Origin of the sequence: Weissella tructae, from assembly GCF_000732905.1 — a bacterium.
GTDB classification, from domain to species: domain Bacteria; phylum Bacillota; class Bacilli; order Lactobacillales; family Lactobacillaceae; genus Weissella; species Weissella tructae.
The window spans coordinates 1,169,178-1,185,686 of the sequence record NZ_CP007588.1 but is presented as its reverse complement, the minus strand read 5'-3'; the positions used below and the strand labels follow the sequence as shown (position 1 = coordinate 1,185,686).

Below are 16,509 nucleotides of genomic sequence, written 5' to 3'. Positions count from 1 at the left end.
CCCTGTAATTTAGGTCAGATATAAGGAGGTAGCTAAATGGCAGAAAATGCAAGTTCGGTAGTGATGAACACTGCGCGTGCGCAACAACCACAGTTAGTCGCGCAGTTTAAGAATGCAATTACGCATAACCAGTTAGCGCACGCCTTTTTGTTTGCTGGCCCAGCGGGACGTGGACAATTAGAAGTCGCAACTTGGTTGGCTATGCGTCTACTGTGTGAACATCCGACGACAGATGGTGACCCTGACGGGACATGCATTAATTGTGTGCGGATTGCGAATGGTGAACATCCTGACGTCCTAATCGTGCGACCCGAAGGTAAGTCTTTAAAGATTGACCAAATTCGTGCATTAAAAGATGAGTTTTCAAAGAAAGCCGTTGAAAGTAATCAAAAGGTATTCATTATTGTGGGTGCTGATACGATGACAACCAGTGCGGCGAACGGTTTGCTGAAATTCATGGAAGAACCAGCTGGCCCACAAACGGCCATTTTGTTGGCAGAACATCGTAGTCAGATGTTACCAACCATCATTTCACGTACACAAGTGATTGAATTTAATTCTGGTGATACAGCTCATTTTGAGAAAAGTTTGTTAGCCTTAGGTTACAAGCCAGAACAAATCAAGCTTGTCTGCCAATTGACGGATAGTATTCAAGAAGCAGAAGAATGGATGGTGGATAACTGGTTCTCTGAGGCACAAGGCGCCGTCACAGAATTGGTGATGGAATTATTGCAACAGAAAACGAGTGCCATTAGTGTTATTCAAATGCGTTTGATGGCTTTGGCGAAAACACCAGATCAACAAAGCACGCTGTTAGATATGTTTGCGCAAGCGTGGCGTGATCAGATGATGCGTCAATTGATGTCTAACTATGACGTGAACTTTGTAGACATTACACAAACGGCACCAATGACAGCTGTGATGGCAATCTTGGATAAAATGACAACGGCAAGACAACGTCGCCAATTGAACGTTAATTTTCAGACCGTGATGGAAGCACTTGTCTTAGAAGCGCAATTTATCTTGACGAAATAGTAGGTGAGAATACATGCAACAACAAAAGAGTTATGCCAAACATGAAGTTGGAACCTTGTTCTTGGTTCCAACACCGATTGGTAATTTGGGTGATATGACCGTTCGTGCGATTGATACATTGAAAGATGTTGATTTGATTGCAGCGGAAGATACACGCCACACACAACAATTATTAAACCAATTTGAAATTGAAACGCGTCAAATTTCATTTCATGAACATAATAAAGAAGTCCGAATTCCAGAATTAGTTGAACGATTGACACAAGGAATTAACGTCGCGCAAGTATCAGATGCGGGGATGCCTTCGATTTCTGATCCTGGTCAAGAATTAGTGGCTGCCGCTTTAGCTGCGGATGTACCAGTTGTGCCATTGCCAGGTGCCTCTGCCGGAATTACGGCATTGGTAGCAAGTGGATTAGTGCCACAACCATTTACTTTCTATGGTTTCTTACCCCGTAAGAATTCTGAACAACAAGAAGCGTTAACAACATTGCTAACGCATCAAGAAACGATGTTGTTTTACGAAGCGCCACACCGTTTGGTTAAAACATTACAAAATATCGTGAAAGTATTTGGACCGGATCGCCAAGTTGTCTTAGCGCGTGAATTAACGAAACGTTATGAAGAATTTATCCGTGGAACGGCTGCTGAAGTTGCGGAATGGGCACAAACACAAGAAGTTCGTGGTGAATTTGTTGTGATGACAGCGGGTAACAGTGAAGTGGTCTCAGCCCAAAATGACGACCCGTTAGCCGAATTGTCTCCATTGGAAGCGGTACAAGCATTGGTTGATGAGGGGATGAAGACAACTGCAGCGGTTAAGCAAGTAGCTAAAGCACGTGATCTGGACCGACAACGTCTATATACGGAGTTTAATAATGGCTAAAACATTTACGACAGAGCATACAATTCAATATTATGAAGCAGACGTTAAACAACACGTGACATTACCAATGTTGATTAATATCTCACTAGAAGCATCAACACAACAAGCAGCGAGCTTACATATTGGTGAGGAAGAGGTGCACAGTCGAGGATTAGGGTGGATCATTTTAGAAAGTTCACTCGACATTCATGAAATGCCTCGTGTCCACGATACGGTTACGGTTAAAACTTGGGTTGAAGAAGCAAATAGCTTTTTCAGTATTCGTCATTTCCAAGTGATTAAAGATGATGATGTTATGGTTGAAATCAAAATGTTATTTGCCTTATTAGATATGGTTAGCCGTAAATTAACGCGAATTCCAGATGATTTCATTGAGGTCTTAGAGCCTAAGGCGGTTAAACGTGTAAAACGCTTAGCGAATAATGATATGTGGGCTGAAGGTGATGATTGGGATCACGTTACTGAATATGCAGTGCGTTATAACGACATTGATACAAACTTACATGTTAATAATTCACACTATTATGAATGGACGACAGATGCATTAGGTGTCGATTTCTTGGCGAACCATCGTCCAGTGTCTATGGTTGTTCGTTTTGAACACGAGATTGGTGTTCGTGATACTGTTGTGTCTCGCTACCAAAAAGATGAGTTGGTAACGAAACATCAAATTTGTACAGGGGATACGGTTGGTGCACAGGCTAATATCGTGTGGCAAAAGGAAACTGACGTACCCTCATTTAAGATGTAAAGGAGAGCTGATAATGACAACATTAATTCTAGGTGGTGCAGGATATATTGGTTCGCACATGGTTGACGCTATGTTGGACGCAGGTCGTAAGGTTGTCGTTGTGGATAACCTGTTGACTGGGCACCGTGAATCAGTACCAGCAGATGTACCGTTTTATGAAGTTGATATTCGTGATAAGGCAGCGTTATCTGAAGTTTTTGATCGTGAAGATATTGATCAAGTTGTACATTTTGCAGCGTCTTCAATTGTGCCTGAATCAATGACTGATCCATTGAAGTATTTTGATAATAATACTGGTGGTATGATTGCATTGCTAGAAGTCATGATTGAACATGACGTAAAAGACATTGTCTTTTCTTCAACAGCGGCAACTTACGGGGAACCTGAAGATGCATTGATTACAGAAACAACACCACAAAAGCCAATTAACCCATATGGGGAATCAAAGTTACAAATGGAACACATGATTCAATGGGCAGAAAAAGCTTACGGTATGAAGTGGGTAGCATTGCGTTACTTCAATGTTGCGGGTGCGAAAGCCGATGGTTCAATTGGTGAAGATCATCCAGTTGAAACGCACTTAGTACCAATTATTTTGGAAGCAGCCTTAGGTCAACGCGAAAAAATTATGATGTTTGGTGATGATTACAAGACACCAGATGGCTTCAATGTACGTGACTATGTGCATGTAATGGATTTGGCAGATGCGCATATTAAAGCATTGGACTACTTGGCTGAAGGTAAGCCATCTGAAGCTTTCAATTTGGGATCTGCTTCTGGTTACTCAGTTAAGGAAATGGTTGAAGCAGCTCGTGTCGCAACAGGGGTTGAAATTCCAGCTGAAGTGGGACCGCGTCGTGCAGGAGATCCTGATTCATTAGTTGCGTCATCAGATAAAGCGCGTGAGTTGTTGCATTGGCAACCACAATACGAAAACGTCGAAGATATTATTCAAACAGCTTGGACTTGGATGCAAAAGCACCCGCATGGCTACGAAGGATAATTAGAAACCGAAAGCATTTTGCTTTCGGTTTTTTTAATTTGGTACAGATGGCCTAAAAATAAGCAGATAAGTGCGTGAAAATGGGGATGTCCCTTTTTTTCTGCAGGTAAAAGCATTAAAATAGAAAGATAAGAAATTCATAAGGAGTGCCGACCAATGACCAAAACAATTGCATTTGATACAAGTAACCAACCTTTGAGTGTTGCGTTGTTTGATGCGGATCACGTAATCGCGCAAATCGAAACAAATATTAGTCGGAATCAATCAGAACAATTACTACCAGCCATTGACCAATTGGTAAGTGACGCTGGTTGGGTAGCTGGTGACCTTGAACGTGTTGTCGTTAGCGCAGGGCCAGGATCATATACTGGATTGCGTATTGGGGTAACGACTGCGAAAACATTGGCCTATACATTAGGATTAGAGTTAGTCGGTATTTCTAGTTTGGGCTTGTTGGCTGCGAATGTGAAAAACGAAGACACGATTATTGTGCCAGTGATGGATGCACGCAATGATAATCTATATGCAGCTGCGTATGAATGGGTAGATGGACAATTGGTTGCCCATCTAGCAGACCAACACACGAATATTACGGCGTTATTAGAAAAGCTTGCGGCGTTTAATGGTCGTCAATTAATGTTTGTAGGTGACTTAGAGCGCTTTAATGACCGTATCTTAGTGGCTTATCCTGATGCTAAAGTGGCGGAAGATACTTTGCCACATGCGGCGAATAGTTTGGTGCTGGCCCAACAAGCGACTGTAATCACTGAAATGGATGACATTCATCAATTCGTGCCAAATTATCATCGTCTATCACAGGCAGAAGCGGATTGGGCGCGTGCTCATCCAGAAGAAGAGGTGGGTTATGTGGAACGCGTTTAAGCGCTGGTTAGATGCCCGCCGTCAAAGTGTTGTGTATGAAGAAATCGATACAACACAAGAAATTGAAGTGAATGGCTTTTCTTTTTTGATGATGTCAGCCGATTTTGAAGACGTAGATGATTTAGCGGCATTAGAACAAATTGTTTATGGAGAACCGTTAGCTTGGACTGCGGACGTTTTCCGTGATGATTTGCAAAATAACCTTGATCGTCAATACATGATTTTACGACAACCTGAAACGAATTCATTAGTTGGATATTTAGGTATTGCGTTGTCTACTCAGGATAATCAAGTACACGTCACAAGTATAACGATTGCGCCGCATTGGCAAGGTCGTGCGGTTGGAACTTTCTTGATGACTTACATGATGATGTGGGCCCAACAAGAAGGTTTTGAACAAATTTACTTGGAAGTGCGTGCAGCCGATGAAGATGCACAACGCTTTTACCGTCGATTGGGATTTGAAAAGGTAAATGAATTACCGGATTACTATGGTGAAAACGATGATGCACATCAAATGGTGTATGTATCCAACCAATACCAAGGTGATTATGTATGATTACTTACCGACGACCAATTAGTGTTGAAGAAGTTTATCAAATCGCAGATGCATCTTTTGACCCTAGTCCTTGGACAGTACCAGCCTTTGAAACGGATTTAGCGAATAAGTGGACCGATTATCTCATCATGTTGATTGATGATGAACCAATGGGGTTTGCGAGTGGTACTTTGATTGGGGATGAGTTGTCGATCAGTCACGTAGCCATTGTTAAAGAGCGACAAGGGCAAGGATATGGTAGTCAACTGTTGATGACGTGGTTAACGCGATTCCCGCTGGACACACGTGCTTTGTTAGAAGTGCGTTCTAGTAATGTAGCAGCACAAAAATTATATGAAAAAATTGGCTTTACAAGCTATTATGTCCGTAAAGGATATTACAATCACCCAGTAGAAGATGCGGTGATGATGGAATATCGGACGACAGGAAAGGAATTACATGACAACTGAACGATTAATCATGGCATTTGAATCAAGTGCGGATGAAACAAGTGTTGCGATCATTAAAAATGGTGTCGAAATTGTGAGTTTAGCAACAGCGACACAAATTAAGAGTCATCAACGTTTTGGTGGTATTGTTCCGGAAGTGGCAAGTCGTCACCATATTGAACAAGTGACTATCTTGGCAGATGCGGCCTTAAGTGACGCTGGATTAACATATGATGATTTAACAGCGATTGCAGTGACGCAGGGACCTGGTTTGGTTGGGGCGTTGTTAATTGGTGTTACCGCAGCAAAAACAATTGCTTGGGCACATAGGTTACCATTGGTGCCAGTGATTCATTTAGCTGGGCACATCAGTGCAGCTAACTTCGTTGAGCCGATTGTGTATCCAGCCTTAGCTTTGATGGTTTCAGGTGGACATACAGAATTGGTCTTAATGCGTGAAGAATTTGATTACGTCGTAATTGGTGATACACGTGACGATGCCGCTGGTGAAGCGTACGATAAGGTTGGTCGTGTAATGGGCTTACCATACCCATCAGGAAAAATCTTGGATGAAATGGCGCATCAAGGGCAAGATACGTACAATCTACCCCGTGCTATGGTGAAGGAAGATAATTTTGACTTCTCATTTTCAGGTCTGAAGAGTGCAGTTATCAACTTACTGCATAATGCAGAACAACGTGGCGAAGAAGTGGATGAAGTTAATCTTGCAACGAGTTTCCAAGCAGCCGTAGTTGAAGTGCTAGTGACTAAGACACGTCGTGCCTTGCAAGAATATCCGGTGAAGAGTTTTATTGTTGCTGGTGGAGTAGCCGCTAACAAAGGTTTGCGTGCTGAATTATCAGATATGATGGTAGAATTCCCGGAAACAACGTATATTCCCGTGCCTTTATCATTAGCTGGAGATAATGCAGCAATGATTGGTGCAGCTGGAGATATTGCCTATCGTCATGATGTACGTGGTGATTGGCGCTTGAATGCAAATCCTGGATTAGAATTCCCTTACTTAGATGAAGAAGAATTTTAACAATTATGATGATACAAAAAAGCCTACTCAGTACTGAGTAGGCTTTTTATTTTGTTCGTCGTGACTATTAGTCCTGACGCGCAATTAATTTTGTTTGTAAGTCCATCAAGATATCTTTGCTTTCGCAATCAGGTAATAAGTCGATCATATCATCTGCTCGATTAGCGTAATCAAGTGCTAACTCTTTCGCTTCATCTAAAGCGCCTGATGATAGAACGTAATCAGCGATGCTTTGTGCTTCATCATCTGTCATATCAAAACGCTTGTTTAAGATGTTAGCTAGTTCAGGATTCTTTTGCAAGGCCAATAGTAGGGGGGCAGAATAGATTCCTTCACGCAAGTCATTTAATGTTGGCTTACCAAGTGTATTACTGTCGTTTTCGTAATCTAAGATATCATCCGCGATTTGGAAGGCCATGCCTAAATTGTACGCAAATGTTGTTAGATGTTGTTCAACATTGGCAGGCGTTTCTTCCCAAGTAGATGTACCAAGGCGAATTGCTAGTTCAAACAAGCTAGCAGTCTTACCAGCGATTTGTGATAGGTAGTCATCTAAAGACATATCTAATCGATAGTAGTTAGAGCGTTGTTCTAATTCACCTTCTAGTAGATCAGTTAGATAACCAGTTGCCATACGGCTCGTGCTGATATCTTGAATATGCCAAGCTAATAAGTTGAAAGTTTTAGCGAATAGAACATCTCCGGCATAAACGGCAATGTCTTTACCAAATTGTGCTTGCATAGATGCTTGGTGTCGACGTAGTGGAGAATCATCGATAATGTCATCATGAATTAATGATGCAGAGTGTAGGATTTCAACACTAGCCGCTAAGGCGATTAAGTTTTTATGGTTATGTGGTGCGAATTGACCTGCTAACAAGGTTAAGGCAGGGCGCAAGAATTTACCGCTCCCTGTCATCATGTTAATCAGTGCAGCTTGTACATCTGCGTTACTAACCTCTAGGTTTTCTTCGATTACTTGACTAACGGAAGTTAAGTCCTTTTGCATTGTGGGAAGGTCGTCCCATATTGAATGTAGTTTATGACTTGTCGTCGCCATGGCGCGATTCCCTTCTTTGTTTACTTTTAAACAAGGTATTTTATGATACTTAGTGTAAACTATTCCGTACTAAAAGTCAGGTTAAATTTACGAAATGAACCATTTTTTAACAACTTTCTACTATATAAAAGGGGTAGGTAATATTGCTGTTCTTTTCGGGGAAATCTATGAAAGCGGCGCCAAAAAAATAAATGAAAAAATAATGCAAAAACCCTTGTTATTGATAGTTTTATCTAGTATTATAGTCAAGTACGTTATTTCAGGGGGCGAAAAGCCTCGTTAAAGAGCGTAATAATGAAAAGCTTTGATGTGAGAGGTTGCGACACACCCGGCAGCATTGCCACGGGGTCCCAGCATGGTGCCTCGAACGGTGCGTCGGTAACTTTCACGGAGTTAGTTGCATATTCCAATATGGACGAAGGGAGAATTATCATGGCAAGTAAGAAGATTCGTATCCGTTTGAAGGCTTACGAGCACGAAATCTTGGACGCATCAGCAGAAAAGATTGTTGAAACGGCAAAGCGTACAGGTGCTGAAATCTCAGGACCTATTCCGTTGCCAACGGAACGTACTTTGTACACGATTTTGCGTTCACCACACAAGCACAAGGATTCACGTGAACAATTCGAAATGCGCACACACAAGCGTTTGATCGACATTTTGAACCCTACTGCTAAGACAGTTGATGCTTTGTCAAAGCTTGAACTACCAAGTGGTGTTAATATCGAAATCAAGTTGTAATTTGAACTTTAAATATTAACAACTTGCCTGGTTACGCATTTAACTGACCAAAAGATAAAGATGTTATATCTATAATTTAAAGGAGATTAGTCATGACAACTAAGGGTATCTTAGGCCGCAAAGTCGGCATGACTCAGGTATTTACTGAGAACGGTGAACTTATTCCAGTTACTGTAATTGAAGCTACGCCAAACGTTGTTTTCCAAGTTAAGTCTATGGAAAACGATGGTTACGAAGCAATTCAACTAGGTTTCGACGATAAGCGTGCTGTTTTGAGCAACAAGCCTGAGCAAGGTCACGCCGCTAAGGCAAACACGACCCCTAAGCGCTACATTCGTGAGATTCGTAACGCTGAAGGTGAATTTAACGTTGGGGATGAAGTTAAGGTTGATATCTTCGCCGCTGGTGAAGCTGTTGACGTTACTGGAATCACAAAGGGTCATGGTTTCCAAGGAAACATCAAGAAGGACGGACAATCACGTGGGCCTATGTCTCACGGATCACGTTACCACCGTCGACCTGGTTCAATGGGTGCTGTTATCAACCGCGTGTTCAAGGGTAAGAAGTTGCCAGGACGTATGGGAAACCACAAGCGTACTGTTCAAAACTTGCAAGTTGTTCGCGTTGATGTTGAAAACAACGTGATCTTGGTTAAGGGAAACGTTCCTGGAGCCAACAAGTCACTAGTTACTGTTAAGAATTCAGTAAAAGCTAAGTAATAAGGTCGAAAGGAGGAATTAAACATGACTAAGATTGCTATGTTTAAGCAAGATGGTTCAAATGCTGGTGAAATTGAGTTGAATGACGCAATTTTCGCAATCGAACCAAACAACGATGTCATTACAGACGCAGTTTTGATGCAACGTGCATCAATGCGTCAAGGTACACACGCCGTTAAGAACCGCTCAGCTGTTCGTGGTGGTGGGCGTAAGCCATGGCGTCAAAAGGGTACTGGACGTGCTCGTCAAGGATCAATCCGTTCTCCACAATGGCGTGGTGGTGGAATTGTCTTTGGACCTACTCCACGTTCATATGCCTACAAGATGCCTAAGAAGGCTTACCGTTTGGCTTTGAAGTCAGTATTGTCACAAAAGGTTTTGGATTCAGCTTTGGTTGTTGTTGATGCATTGACATTCGACGCACCTAAGACTAAGGAATTCATCAAGGTTTTGGACAACTTGAACGTAAACGAAAAGACGTTGGTTGTCTTGGACGATAACAACACAAACGCAGCTTTGGCAGCACGTAACTTGAACAACGTGACTGTAATGACTGCTAAGGGTGTTAACGTTCTTGACGTAATCAACAACGATAAGTTGGTTGTTGTACAATCAGCTTTGGCACAGGTTGAGGAGGTCTTGGCATAATGGACGCACGCGATATCATTTTGCGCCCGATCATCACTGAACAAACAATGTCAGTCTTGGACAGCAAGACTTACACGTTTGAAGTTGATGTTCGCGCTACTAAGCCACAAATCAAGCGCGCTATTGAAGAAATTTTCGAAGTTAAAATCGAAAAGATCAATACTGCAAACGTACGTGGTAAGCTAAAGCGTCAAGGACGCTACGCAGGATACACTAAGAAGCGTAAGAAGGCAATTGTTAAGTTGTCAGCTGCTTCAAAGGATATCCAACTATTCAACGAACAATAATAAAAAATAAATTAGGAGGAAATTAGCGTGGCTATCAAGAAATTCAAACCAACCACAAACGGTCGTCGTAATATGACTGGTTCAGATTTTTCTGAAATCACAAAGACAACCCCAGAAAAGACTTTGCTAGATTCAAAGTCAAGTACTGGTGGACGTAACGCCTACGGTCACATGACTGTTCGTCACCGTGGTGGTGGACACAAGCGCCAATACCGTGTTATCGACTTTAAGCGTAACAAGGATGATGTTACAGCTAAGGTTATCGCGATCGAATACGATCCAAACCGTACTGCTAACATTGCGCTTCTTCACTACACTGACGGAGTTAAGGCTTACATCTTGGCGCCTAAGGGACTAGAAGTTAACACTGTTATCGAATCAGGTCCTGAAGCCGACATCAAGGTCGGAAACGCAATGCCTTTGTCAAACATTCCTGACGGAACGCAAATCCACAACATCGAATTGAAGCCTGGTAAGGGTGGACAATTGGTACGTTCAGCTGGAGCGTCAGCCCAAGTTTTGGGTAAGGAAGGAAAGTACGTACTTGTTCGCCTACAATCTGGTGAAGTACGTATGATCTTGGCAACTTGCCGTGCAACTATTGGTGTTGTCGGAAACGAACAACACTCATTGATCAACTGGGGTAAGGCTGGTCGTAACCGTTGGCGTGGTAAGCGTCCAACAGTTCGTGGATCAGTAATGAACCCTAACGATCACCCACACGGTGGTGGAGAAGGTAAGGCTCCTATCGGACGTCCTTCACCATTGTCACCATGGGGTAAGAAGACTGCCGGTAAGAAGACTCGTAACGTTAATGCTCGCTCAAGCAAGTTTATCGTTCGTGGTCGTAAGGGTAAGTAATCTAAGTCGAAATCGACTTAGTATAGTATAGCAATCGAGAGGAGGACTCAATCATGAGTCGTAGCTTGAAAAAGGGACCTTTTGCTGACGCTAGCTTGTTGAAGAAGGTTGAAGCCGCTAACGCTTCAGAAAAGCAAGCCGTTATCAAGACATGGTCACGTCGTTCAACAATTTTTCCTAGCTTTATCGGATTGACTTTTGCTGTTTATGATGGACGTAAGCACGTTCCAGTTTTGGTCCAAGAAGATATGGTTGGACACAAGTTGGGTGAATTCGTTCCTACGCGTACATTCCGTGGACACGCAGCAGACGATAAGAAGACAAAGCGTAAGTAATAGAGGAGGACAATACAATGGCTGAACAAATCACGTCAGCACGCGCCACAGCAAACACTGTTCGTGTCGCACCACGTAAGGTCCGCCTTGTGCTTGACCAAGTTCGTGGGAAGTCAGTGGCAGAGGCATTTGCAATTTTAGAATTCTTGCCAAACCACTCTTCAGTAGATGTATATAAGGTGTTGAACTCAGCTGTTGCTAACGCTGAGAACAACTTCTCACTAGATCGTGAAGATCTAGTAATTGCAGAAGCTTTTGCTAACGAAGGACCAACGCTAAAGCGTTTCCGTCCTCGTGCGAAGGGATCAGCTTCAGCAATCAACAAGCGTACAAGCCACATTACTATTGTGGTAACAGAAAAGTAAGGAGGATTGAGTCATGGGTCAAAAGATTAACCCAACCGGTTTTCGTGTCGGTGTCATCCGCGACTGGGATGCCAAGTGGTACGCAGACAAGAAGGACTTCGCAGCTAATCTTTTAGAAGATACAAAGTTGCGTAAGTATATCGAGACTAAGTTGGCAGATGCATCAGTTTCACGTATTGAAATTGAACGTACTGCTAACCGTGTAAACATCTCAATCCACACTGCAAAGCCAGGTATGGTTATTGGTAAGGGTGGATCAGAAGTTGATGCATTGCGTAACCAACTTTCAAAGATGGTTGCCAAGGGTGAACGTGTTCACATCAACATCATTGAGATTAAGAAGCCTGATTTGGAAGCCAAGCTAGTTGGTTCACAAATCGCTGGTGATCTTGAACGCCGTGTTGCTTTCCGTCGCGCTATGCGTGGTGCAATGCAACGTGCAATGCGTTCAGGTGCCAAGGGTATCAAGGTTCAAGTTTCTGGTCGTTTGAATGGTGCAGATATTGCTCGTATTGAACAATATACTGAAGGAACGGTGCCTTTGCACACATTGCGTGCAGACATCGACTATTCATGGGACGAAGCAACAACTACTTTCGGTCAACTAGGTGTTAAAACTTGGATTTACCGTGGTGATGTTTTGCCAGAAAAGAAGTCAGTTAAGAAGCAAGGAGGCGAGTAACATGCTAGTACCAAAGCGTGTAAAGTACCGTCGTCCACATCGTGGTCGCATGCGCGGCGAAGCGAAGGGTGGACGCGAGGTATCTTTCGGTGAATTCGGACTACAAGCCACGAGTTCACACTGGATTACTAATCGTCAAATCGAAGCTGCTCGTATTGCCATGACACGTCACATGAAGCGTGGTGGTCAAGTTTGGATTAAGATTTACCCACACTTGTCATACACTTCTAAGGGTGTTGGTGTACGTATGGGTAACGGTAAGGGTTCTCCAGAAGGATGGGTTGCACCTGTCAAGCGTGGAACTGTTATGTTCGAAGTTGGTGGAGTTTCAGAAGAAGTCGCCCGCGAAGCCTTGCGTCTTGCATCTAACAAGTTGCCAGTCCGAACTAAAATCGTGACTCGCCAAATGGAGGGTGAATAATGAAGATCAAGGATCTAAAAAACGAAATCAAGGGTCTAAGTACTGCTGAATTGGTTGCCAAGGAAAAGAGCTACAAGGAAGAATTGTTTAACCTACGCTTCCAACTAGCAACTGGTCAACTTGAAAACACTGCACGATTGGCTGAAGTACGTAAGCAAATCGCACGTATTAAGACTGCTATTCGTCAAGACGAACTAAACAAGTAGACTAGGAGAGGAGACCGATATGACTGAAAATCGTAACGCACGTAAAGTTTACCAAGGGCGCGTAGTGTCAGATAAGATGGAAAAGACAATCACTGTTGCCATCGAAACTTACAAGAACCACCCTGTATATGGTAAGCGTGTTAAGTACACGAAGAAGTTTAAGGCTCACGACGAGAACAACGAAGCTAAGCAAGGTGATATTGTACGCATCATGGAGACGCGTCCAACATCAGCTACAAAGCGCTTCCGTTTGGTAGAAATCGTCGAGAAGGCTGTTATTATCTAATCGTTAATCTCGAATCTTACCAATAACGGAAGGAGGACAAAATCGTGATTCAACAAGAGAGTCGTTTAAAGGTTGCTGACAATTCAGGTGCACGTGAAATCTTAACTATTAAGGTTTTGGGTGGATCAGGACGTAAGTTCGCCGGAATCGGTGACATGATCGTCGCAACTGTTAAGCAAGCTATCCCTGGTGGTACTGTAAAGAAGGGTGACGTCGTTAAGGCCGTTATCGTTCGTACTGTTTCAGGAGTTCACCGTACTGACGGTTCATACATCAAGTTTGACGAAAACGCTGCAGTTATCGTTAAAGATGACAAGAGCCCTGTTGGTACTCGTATTTTCGGACCTGTTGCGCGTGAATTGCGTGACAGTGATTACATGCGTATTGTGTCATTGGCACCTGAAGTATTGTAATCTACCATCATTAAATCAAGGAGGAAGCCTCGCATGTTTGTGAAGACTGGTGACAAGGTAATGGTTATCGCCGGCAAGGACAAGGGTAAGGAAGGCGTTGTAACAAAGACGTTGAAGACTCAAGACCGTGTTGTAGTGGAAGGTGTGAACAAGATTAAGAAGCACCAAAAGCCAAATAACCAATACCCACAAGGTGGAATTATTGAGCTAGAAGCTCCTATCCACGTTTCAAACGTACAATTGCTTGACCCTTCTACTAACGAACCAACAAAGATTGGTTACAAGGTTGAAGATGGTAAGAAGGTACGTTACGCAAAGAAGTCTGGAAAGACTTTGGCATAATTTTTAGGTGAAAGGAGGAAATCATTATCATGGCAAATCGCTTAAAGGAACAATACGTTAGCGAAGTGACACCTGCGTTGATTGAAAAGTTTAACTACTCATCAATCATGCAAGCACCTAAGATCGAAAAGATCGTTTTGAACATGGGTGTTGGTGACGCTGTTTCTAACTCAAAGAACTTGGATGAAGCTGTTGCTGAACTTGAATTGATTGCTGGTCAAAAGCCAGTTATCACTCGCGCTAAGAAGTCAATCGCTGGCTTCCGTTTGCGTGAAGGTATGGCAATCGGTACTAAGGTTACTTTGCGTGGTGAACGTATGTACGACTTCTTAGACAAGTTGGTTAACATTTCATTGCCACGTGTTCGTGACTTCCGTGGAGTTTCACCAAAGGCCTTTGATGGTCGTGGAAACTACACGTTAGGAATCCGTGAACAACTAATTTTCCCAGAAATCGATTACGATAACGTTAACCGTGTTCGTGGTTTGGACATCGTCATTGTGACGACTGCCAACACTGACGAAGAAGGTCGTGAATTGCTTACTCAATTGGGTATGCCTTTCGCTAAGTAATCTTTTACTGATTAAAAGCAATTAATTATAGGAGGAAAACCAATGTCAATGACTGACCCAATTGCAGACTTTTTGACTCGTATTCGTAACGCCAACATGGTTCGTCACGATTCAGTTCTAGTACCTGCATCAAAGATCAAGATGGACATCGCTGAAATTTTGAAGAACGAAGGCTATGTTCGTGACGTTGAATACATTGAAGATGACAAGCAAGGTGTCATCCGTGTTTTCCTTAAGTACGGTTCTGACAAGGAACGTGTTATCACTGGTTTGAAGCGTATTTCAAAGCCAGGATTGCGTTCATACGTAAAGTCAGATGCTGTGCCTAAGGTATTGAACGGATTGGGAACTGCTATCATTTCAACTTCAGAAGGTGTTATCACCGACAAAGAAGCTCGCGCCAAGGGTATTGGTGGCGAAGTATTAGCTTACGTTTGGTAATATAAAAACTAATATAGGAGGTGTCTACACATGAGTCGTATTGGTAACAAAGTTTTGACTTTGCCAGCTGGCGTTGAGATCTCACGTGAAGGTAACGTAGTTACTGTTAAGGGTCCTAAGGGAACTCTTTCACGCGAAATCGCGCCTGAAATTGGATTTAACGTTGAAGGTACAGAAGTTACTTTCACACGTCCATCAGACGAAGGTCGTATTAAGGCACTTCACGGAACAACTCGCGCCAATGTTGCAAACATGGTTGAGGGTGTCTCAACAGGTTTCAAGAAGACTTTGAAGCTTGTCGGTGTTGGTTACCGTGCCGCAATGCAAGGTTCAGACCTTGTATTGAGTGTTGGTTACTCACACCCAGTTAACTTTGAGGCCCGTGAAGGCTTGACAGTGGAAGTTCCTGACACATTGACTGTTGTCGTTGAAGGAATTAACAAGCAACTAGTCGGAGACTTGGCTGCTGAAATCCGCGCCGTACGTCCACCTGAACCTTATAAGGGTAAGGGTATTCGTTACGAAAACGAACACGTTGCACGTAAGGAAGGTAAGACTGGTAAGTAATCTAAACCTTTGGTTTAGGCGGGACAAGCAACGTTCCCGATTTACTTATCCGTATATCTTTCAATTTATTTGAAAACGAGGTTACGAACAATGATTACGAAGTCAGACAAGAATAAAGTGCGTCAACACCGACACACTCGAGTTCGTGGTAAGATTTCTGGTACTGCAGAGCGCCCACGCTTGAACGTTTACCGTTCTAACAAGAACATCTACGCTCAATTAATTGATGACGTAGCGGGTGTGACGCTTGCTAGTGCCTCAACTTTGGACAAGTCAGTTGAGACTGCTCCAAAGACTGAGCAAGCTTCTAAGGTTGGAGCTTTGATCGCAGAGCGCGCTAAGGCCGCAAACATCGAAGTTGTAGTATTTGACCGTGGTGGTTACCTATACCACGGACGTGTACAAGCCTTGGCTGAAGCTGCTCGTGAAGCTGGTTTGAAGTTCTAAGGGAAGGAGGAAATTAAAATGGCTTATATCGATCCAAAAACGCTAGGCGAACTAGAAGAAAACGTTGTTGGTATTAACCGTGTTACAAAAGTTGTTAAGGGTGGACGTCGTCTACGTTTCGCAGCTTTGGTAGTTGTCGGTGACCGCAATGGACACGTTGGTTTCGGAACTGGTAAGGCGCAAGAAGTGCCTGAAGCAATCCGTAAGGCGATTGAAGACGCAAAGCGTAACATTATCTCTGTTCCAACTGTTGGTACGACCCTTCCTCACTCTACTTTGGGTGTCTTCGACGGTGGCCGAATTCTATTGAAGCCAGCCGCTGAAGGTTCTGGAGTGGCAGCCGGTGGTGCTGCTCGTGCCGTATTGGAATTGGCTGGAGTTGCCGACGTGACTGCAAAGTCACTAGGTTCAGCAACACCAATTAACGTTGTACGCGCAACTTTTGAAGCAATCGAATCATTGAAGAGTGCTGAAGAAGTTGCTGAGTTGCGTCAAGTCTCACTTGAGCACTTGGCAGATTAAGGAGG

27 protein-coding genes are annotated in these 16,509 nt (G+C 43.2%); 26 read left to right on the top strand and 1 reads right to left on the bottom strand.

Annotated features, from left to right (window positions below):
- Positions 1 to 36: 36 nt before the first annotated feature.
- The 8 genes from holB to tsaD all read left to right on the top strand — a co-directional run bounded on the left by holB (position 37) and on the right by tsaD (position 6,589).
- Positions 37 to 1,035 carry a DNA polymerase III subunit delta' gene (holB, locus tag WS08_RS05870; protein WP_009765050.1) on the top strand — a complete coding sequence of 333 codons (999 nt, stop codon included), beginning with the start codon at positions 37 to 39 and terminating at the stop codon, positions 1,033 to 1,035.
- Positions 1,036 to 1,048: 13 nt separating this feature from the next.
- On the top strand, positions 1,049 to 1,921 hold the full coding sequence (rsmI, locus tag WS08_RS05865; RefSeq protein WP_009765049.1) for a 16S rRNA (cytidine(1402)-2'-O)-methyltransferase: 873 nt from the start codon (positions 1,049 to 1,051) through the stop codon (positions 1,919 to 1,921).
- Positions 1,914 to 2,672: an acyl-[acyl-carrier-protein] thioesterase gene (locus WS08_RS05860; RefSeq protein ID WP_009765048.1), complete on the top strand. Its 759-nt coding sequence runs from the start codon at positions 1,914 to 1,916 to the stop codon at positions 2,670 to 2,672. Before rsmI ends, WS08_RS05860 begins: the two co-directional genes overlap by 8 nt.
- A 13-nt stretch (positions 2,673 to 2,685) precedes the next feature.
- Positions 2,686 to 3,675 carry a UDP-glucose 4-epimerase GalE gene (gene galE, locus WS08_RS05855; protein WP_009765047.1) on the top strand — a complete coding sequence of 330 codons (990 nt, stop codon included), beginning with the start codon at positions 2,686 to 2,688 and terminating at the stop codon, positions 3,673 to 3,675.
- 156 nt (positions 3,676 to 3,831) lie between these two features.
- Complete coding sequence (gene tsaB / locus WS08_RS05850; protein ID WP_009765046.1) at positions 3,832 to 4,557, top strand: tRNA (adenosine(37)-N6)-threonylcarbamoyltransferase complex dimerization subunit type 1 TsaB; 726 nt, start codon at positions 3,832 to 3,834, stop codon at positions 4,555 to 4,557.
- The gene (locus tag WS08_RS05845) at positions 4,541 to 5,116 is read left to right on the top strand and encodes a GNAT family N-acetyltransferase (protein ID WP_009765045.1); all 576 of its coding nucleotides are present in this window, start codon (positions 4,541 to 4,543) and stop codon (positions 5,114 to 5,116) included. Before tsaB ends, WS08_RS05845 begins: the two co-directional genes overlap by 17 nt.
- Positions 5,113 to 5,565, top strand: a complete 453-nt coding sequence (gene rimI / locus WS08_RS05840) for a ribosomal protein S18-alanine N-acetyltransferase (RefSeq protein ID WP_038528584.1) — start codon at positions 5,113 to 5,115, stop codon at positions 5,563 to 5,565. Before WS08_RS05845 ends, rimI begins: the two co-directional genes overlap by 4 nt.
- Positions 5,555 to 6,589, top strand: coding sequence for a tRNA (adenosine(37)-N6)-threonylcarbamoyltransferase complex transferase subunit TsaD (tsaD, locus tag WS08_RS05835; RefSeq protein ID WP_009765043.1), 1,035 nt, complete (start codon positions 5,555 to 5,557; stop codon positions 6,587 to 6,589). Before rimI ends, tsaD begins: the two co-directional genes overlap by 11 nt.
- 67 nt (positions 6,590 to 6,656) lie before the next feature.
- Here tsaD and WS08_RS05830 read toward each other — a convergent pair whose 3' ends face one another.
- Complete coding sequence (locus tag WS08_RS05830) at positions 6,657 to 7,598, bottom strand: polyprenyl synthetase family protein (protein WP_009765042.1); 942 nt, start codon at positions 7,596 to 7,598, stop codon at positions 6,657 to 6,659.
- A 483-nt stretch (positions 7,599 to 8,081) separates the two neighbouring features.
- On the opposite strand from WS08_RS05830, the gene rpsJ reads away from it, so the two are divergent.
- From rpsJ to rpsE, 18 genes are all read left to right on the top strand, one after another.
- Positions 8,082 to 8,390: a 30S ribosomal protein S10 gene (gene rpsJ, locus WS08_RS05825; RefSeq protein ID WP_009765041.1), complete on the top strand. Its 309-nt coding sequence runs from the start codon at positions 8,082 to 8,084 to the stop codon at positions 8,388 to 8,390.
- Between the two features lie 92 nt (positions 8,391 to 8,482).
- Entirely contained in the window at positions 8,483 to 9,109 is a 627-nt protein-coding gene (gene rplC, locus WS08_RS05820) for a 50S ribosomal protein L3 (protein WP_009765040.1), read from the top strand.
- 24 nt (positions 9,110 to 9,133) lie between these two features.
- A complete protein-coding gene (rplD, locus tag WS08_RS05815; protein WP_009765039.1) occupies positions 9,134 to 9,757 on the top strand; it encodes a 50S ribosomal protein L4 in 624 nt (207 codons plus the stop codon).
- The gene (gene rplW, locus WS08_RS05810; protein WP_009765038.1) at positions 9,757 to 10,044 is read left to right on the top strand and encodes a 50S ribosomal protein L23; all 288 of its coding nucleotides are present in this window, start codon (positions 9,757 to 9,759) and stop codon (positions 10,042 to 10,044) included. The genes rplD and rplW overlap by 1 nt, the downstream gene beginning before the upstream one ends.
- A gap of 27 nt (positions 10,045 to 10,071) precedes the next feature.
- Positions 10,072 to 10,905 carry a 50S ribosomal protein L2 gene (rplB, locus tag WS08_RS05805; RefSeq protein ID WP_009765037.1) on the top strand — a complete coding sequence of 278 codons (834 nt, stop codon included), beginning with the start codon at positions 10,072 to 10,074 and terminating at the stop codon, positions 10,903 to 10,905.
- A 53-nt stretch (positions 10,906 to 10,958) separates the two neighbouring features.
- On the top strand, positions 10,959 to 11,240 hold the full coding sequence (rpsS, locus tag WS08_RS05800) for a 30S ribosomal protein S19 (RefSeq protein ID WP_009765036.1): 282 nt from the start codon (positions 10,959 to 10,961) through the stop codon (positions 11,238 to 11,240).
- 17 nt (positions 11,241 to 11,257) lie between these two features.
- Complete coding sequence (rplV, locus tag WS08_RS05795) at positions 11,258 to 11,605, top strand: 50S ribosomal protein L22 (RefSeq protein ID WP_009765035.1); 348 nt, start codon at positions 11,258 to 11,260, stop codon at positions 11,603 to 11,605.
- 13 nt (positions 11,606 to 11,618) lie between these two features.
- Positions 11,619 to 12,287, top strand: a complete 669-nt coding sequence (rpsC, locus tag WS08_RS05790; protein WP_009765034.1) for a 30S ribosomal protein S3 — start codon at positions 11,619 to 11,621, stop codon at positions 12,285 to 12,287.
- Position 12,288: 1 nt separating this feature from the next.
- The gene (rplP, locus tag WS08_RS05785) at positions 12,289 to 12,708 is read left to right on the top strand and encodes a 50S ribosomal protein L16 (protein ID WP_009765033.1); all 420 of its coding nucleotides are present in this window, start codon (positions 12,289 to 12,291) and stop codon (positions 12,706 to 12,708) included.
- Complete coding sequence (gene rpmC, locus WS08_RS05780; protein WP_009765032.1) at positions 12,708 to 12,914, top strand: 50S ribosomal protein L29; 207 nt, start codon at positions 12,708 to 12,710, stop codon at positions 12,912 to 12,914. The genes rplP and rpmC overlap by 1 nt, the downstream gene beginning before the upstream one ends.
- 19 nt (positions 12,915 to 12,933) lie before the next feature.
- Positions 12,934 to 13,200: a 30S ribosomal protein S17 gene (gene rpsQ / locus WS08_RS05775; RefSeq protein WP_009765031.1), complete on the top strand. Its 267-nt coding sequence runs from the start codon at positions 12,934 to 12,936 to the stop codon at positions 13,198 to 13,200.
- Between the two features lie 44 nt (positions 13,201 to 13,244).
- Entirely contained in the window at positions 13,245 to 13,613 is a 369-nt protein-coding gene (gene rplN, locus WS08_RS05770; protein WP_009765030.1) for a 50S ribosomal protein L14, read from the top strand.
- A 33-nt stretch (positions 13,614 to 13,646) separates the two neighbouring features.
- Positions 13,647 to 13,955, top strand: coding sequence for a 50S ribosomal protein L24 (gene rplX, locus WS08_RS05765; RefSeq protein ID WP_009765029.1), 309 nt, complete (start codon positions 13,647 to 13,649; stop codon positions 13,953 to 13,955).
- Between the two features lie 29 nt (positions 13,956 to 13,984).
- Positions 13,985 to 14,527 carry a 50S ribosomal protein L5 gene (gene rplE, locus WS08_RS05760; protein ID WP_009765028.1) on the top strand — a complete coding sequence of 181 codons (543 nt, stop codon included), beginning with the start codon at positions 13,985 to 13,987 and terminating at the stop codon, positions 14,525 to 14,527.
- Between the two features lie 42 nt (positions 14,528 to 14,569).
- Entirely contained in the window at positions 14,570 to 14,968 is a 399-nt protein-coding gene (rpsH, locus tag WS08_RS05755) for a 30S ribosomal protein S8 (RefSeq protein ID WP_009765027.1), read from the top strand.
- 30 nt (positions 14,969 to 14,998) lie between these two features.
- Complete coding sequence (gene rplF, locus WS08_RS05750; protein WP_009765026.1) at positions 14,999 to 15,535, top strand: 50S ribosomal protein L6; 537 nt, start codon at positions 14,999 to 15,001, stop codon at positions 15,533 to 15,535.
- A 90-nt stretch (positions 15,536 to 15,625) separates the two neighbouring features.
- The gene (gene rplR, locus WS08_RS05745) at positions 15,626 to 15,982 is read left to right on the top strand and encodes a 50S ribosomal protein L18 (protein ID WP_009765025.1); all 357 of its coding nucleotides are present in this window, start codon (positions 15,626 to 15,628) and stop codon (positions 15,980 to 15,982) included.
- A gap of 18 nt (positions 15,983 to 16,000) precedes the next feature.
- On the top strand, positions 16,001 to 16,504 hold the full coding sequence (rpsE, locus tag WS08_RS05740; RefSeq protein WP_009765024.1) for a 30S ribosomal protein S5: 504 nt from the start codon (positions 16,001 to 16,003) through the stop codon (positions 16,502 to 16,504).
- Positions 16,505 to 16,509 lie beyond the last annotated feature (5 nt).

Excerpts from the sequence above, each read along its gene's own strand:
- holB (WP_009765050.1), top strand. The coding sequence starts at position 37 with ATGGCAGAAAATGCAAGTTCGGTAGTGATGAACACTGCGCGTGCGCAA.
- rsmI (WP_009765049.1), top strand. The coding sequence starts at position 1,049 with ATGCAACAACAAAAGAGTTATGCCAAACATGAAGTTGGAACCTTGTTC.
- WS08_RS05860 (WP_009765048.1), top strand. The coding sequence starts at position 1,914 with ATGGCTAAAACATTTACGACAGAGCATACAATTCAATATTATGAAGCA.
- galE (WP_009765047.1), top strand. The coding sequence starts at position 2,686 with ATGACAACATTAATTCTAGGTGGTGCAGGATATATTGGTTCGCACATG.
- tsaB (WP_009765046.1), top strand. The coding sequence starts at position 3,832 with ATGACCAAAACAATTGCATTTGATACAAGTAACCAACCTTTGAGTGTT.
- WS08_RS05845 (WP_009765045.1), top strand. The coding sequence starts at position 4,541 with ATGTGGAACGCGTTTAAGCGCTGGTTAGATGCCCGCCGTCAAAGTGTT.
- rimI (WP_038528584.1), top strand. The coding sequence starts at position 5,113 with ATGATTACTTACCGACGACCAATTAGTGTTGAAGAAGTTTATCAAATC.
- tsaD (WP_009765043.1), top strand. The coding sequence starts at position 5,555 with ATGACAACTGAACGATTAATCATGGCATTTGAATCAAGTGCGGATGAA.
- WS08_RS05830 (WP_009765042.1), bottom strand. The coding sequence starts at position 7,598 with ATGCAAAAGGACTTAACTTCCGTTAGTCAAGTAATCGAAGAAAACCTA.
- rpsJ (WP_009765041.1), top strand. The coding sequence starts at position 8,082 with ATGGCAAGTAAGAAGATTCGTATCCGTTTGAAGGCTTACGAGCACGAA.
- rplC (WP_009765040.1), top strand. The coding sequence starts at position 8,483 with ATGACAACTAAGGGTATCTTAGGCCGCAAAGTCGGCATGACTCAGGTA.
- rplD (WP_009765039.1), top strand. The coding sequence starts at position 9,134 with ATGACTAAGATTGCTATGTTTAAGCAAGATGGTTCAAATGCTGGTGAA.
- rplW (WP_009765038.1), top strand. The coding sequence starts at position 9,757 with ATGGACGCACGCGATATCATTTTGCGCCCGATCATCACTGAACAAACA.
- rpsS (WP_009765036.1), top strand. The coding sequence starts at position 10,959 with ATGAGTCGTAGCTTGAAAAAGGGACCTTTTGCTGACGCTAGCTTGTTG.
- rplV (WP_009765035.1), top strand. The coding sequence starts at position 11,258 with ATGGCTGAACAAATCACGTCAGCACGCGCCACAGCAAACACTGTTCGT.
- rpsC (WP_009765034.1), top strand. The coding sequence starts at position 11,619 with ATGGGTCAAAAGATTAACCCAACCGGTTTTCGTGTCGGTGTCATCCGC.
- rplP (WP_009765033.1), top strand. The coding sequence starts at position 12,289 with ATGCTAGTACCAAAGCGTGTAAAGTACCGTCGTCCACATCGTGGTCGC.
- rpmC (WP_009765032.1), top strand. The coding sequence starts at position 12,708 with ATGAAGATCAAGGATCTAAAAAACGAAATCAAGGGTCTAAGTACTGCT.
- rpsQ (WP_009765031.1), top strand. The coding sequence starts at position 12,934 with ATGACTGAAAATCGTAACGCACGTAAAGTTTACCAAGGGCGCGTAGTG.
- rplX (WP_009765029.1), top strand. The coding sequence starts at position 13,647 with ATGTTTGTGAAGACTGGTGACAAGGTAATGGTTATCGCCGGCAAGGAC.
- rplE (WP_009765028.1), top strand. The coding sequence starts at position 13,985 with ATGGCAAATCGCTTAAAGGAACAATACGTTAGCGAAGTGACACCTGCG.
- rpsH (WP_009765027.1), top strand. The coding sequence starts at position 14,570 with ATGTCAATGACTGACCCAATTGCAGACTTTTTGACTCGTATTCGTAAC.
- rplF (WP_009765026.1), top strand. The coding sequence starts at position 14,999 with ATGAGTCGTATTGGTAACAAAGTTTTGACTTTGCCAGCTGGCGTTGAG.
- rplR (WP_009765025.1), top strand. The coding sequence starts at position 15,626 with ATGATTACGAAGTCAGACAAGAATAAAGTGCGTCAACACCGACACACT.
- rpsE (WP_009765024.1), top strand. The coding sequence starts at position 16,001 with ATGGCTTATATCGATCCAAAAACGCTAGGCGAACTAGAAGAAAACGTT.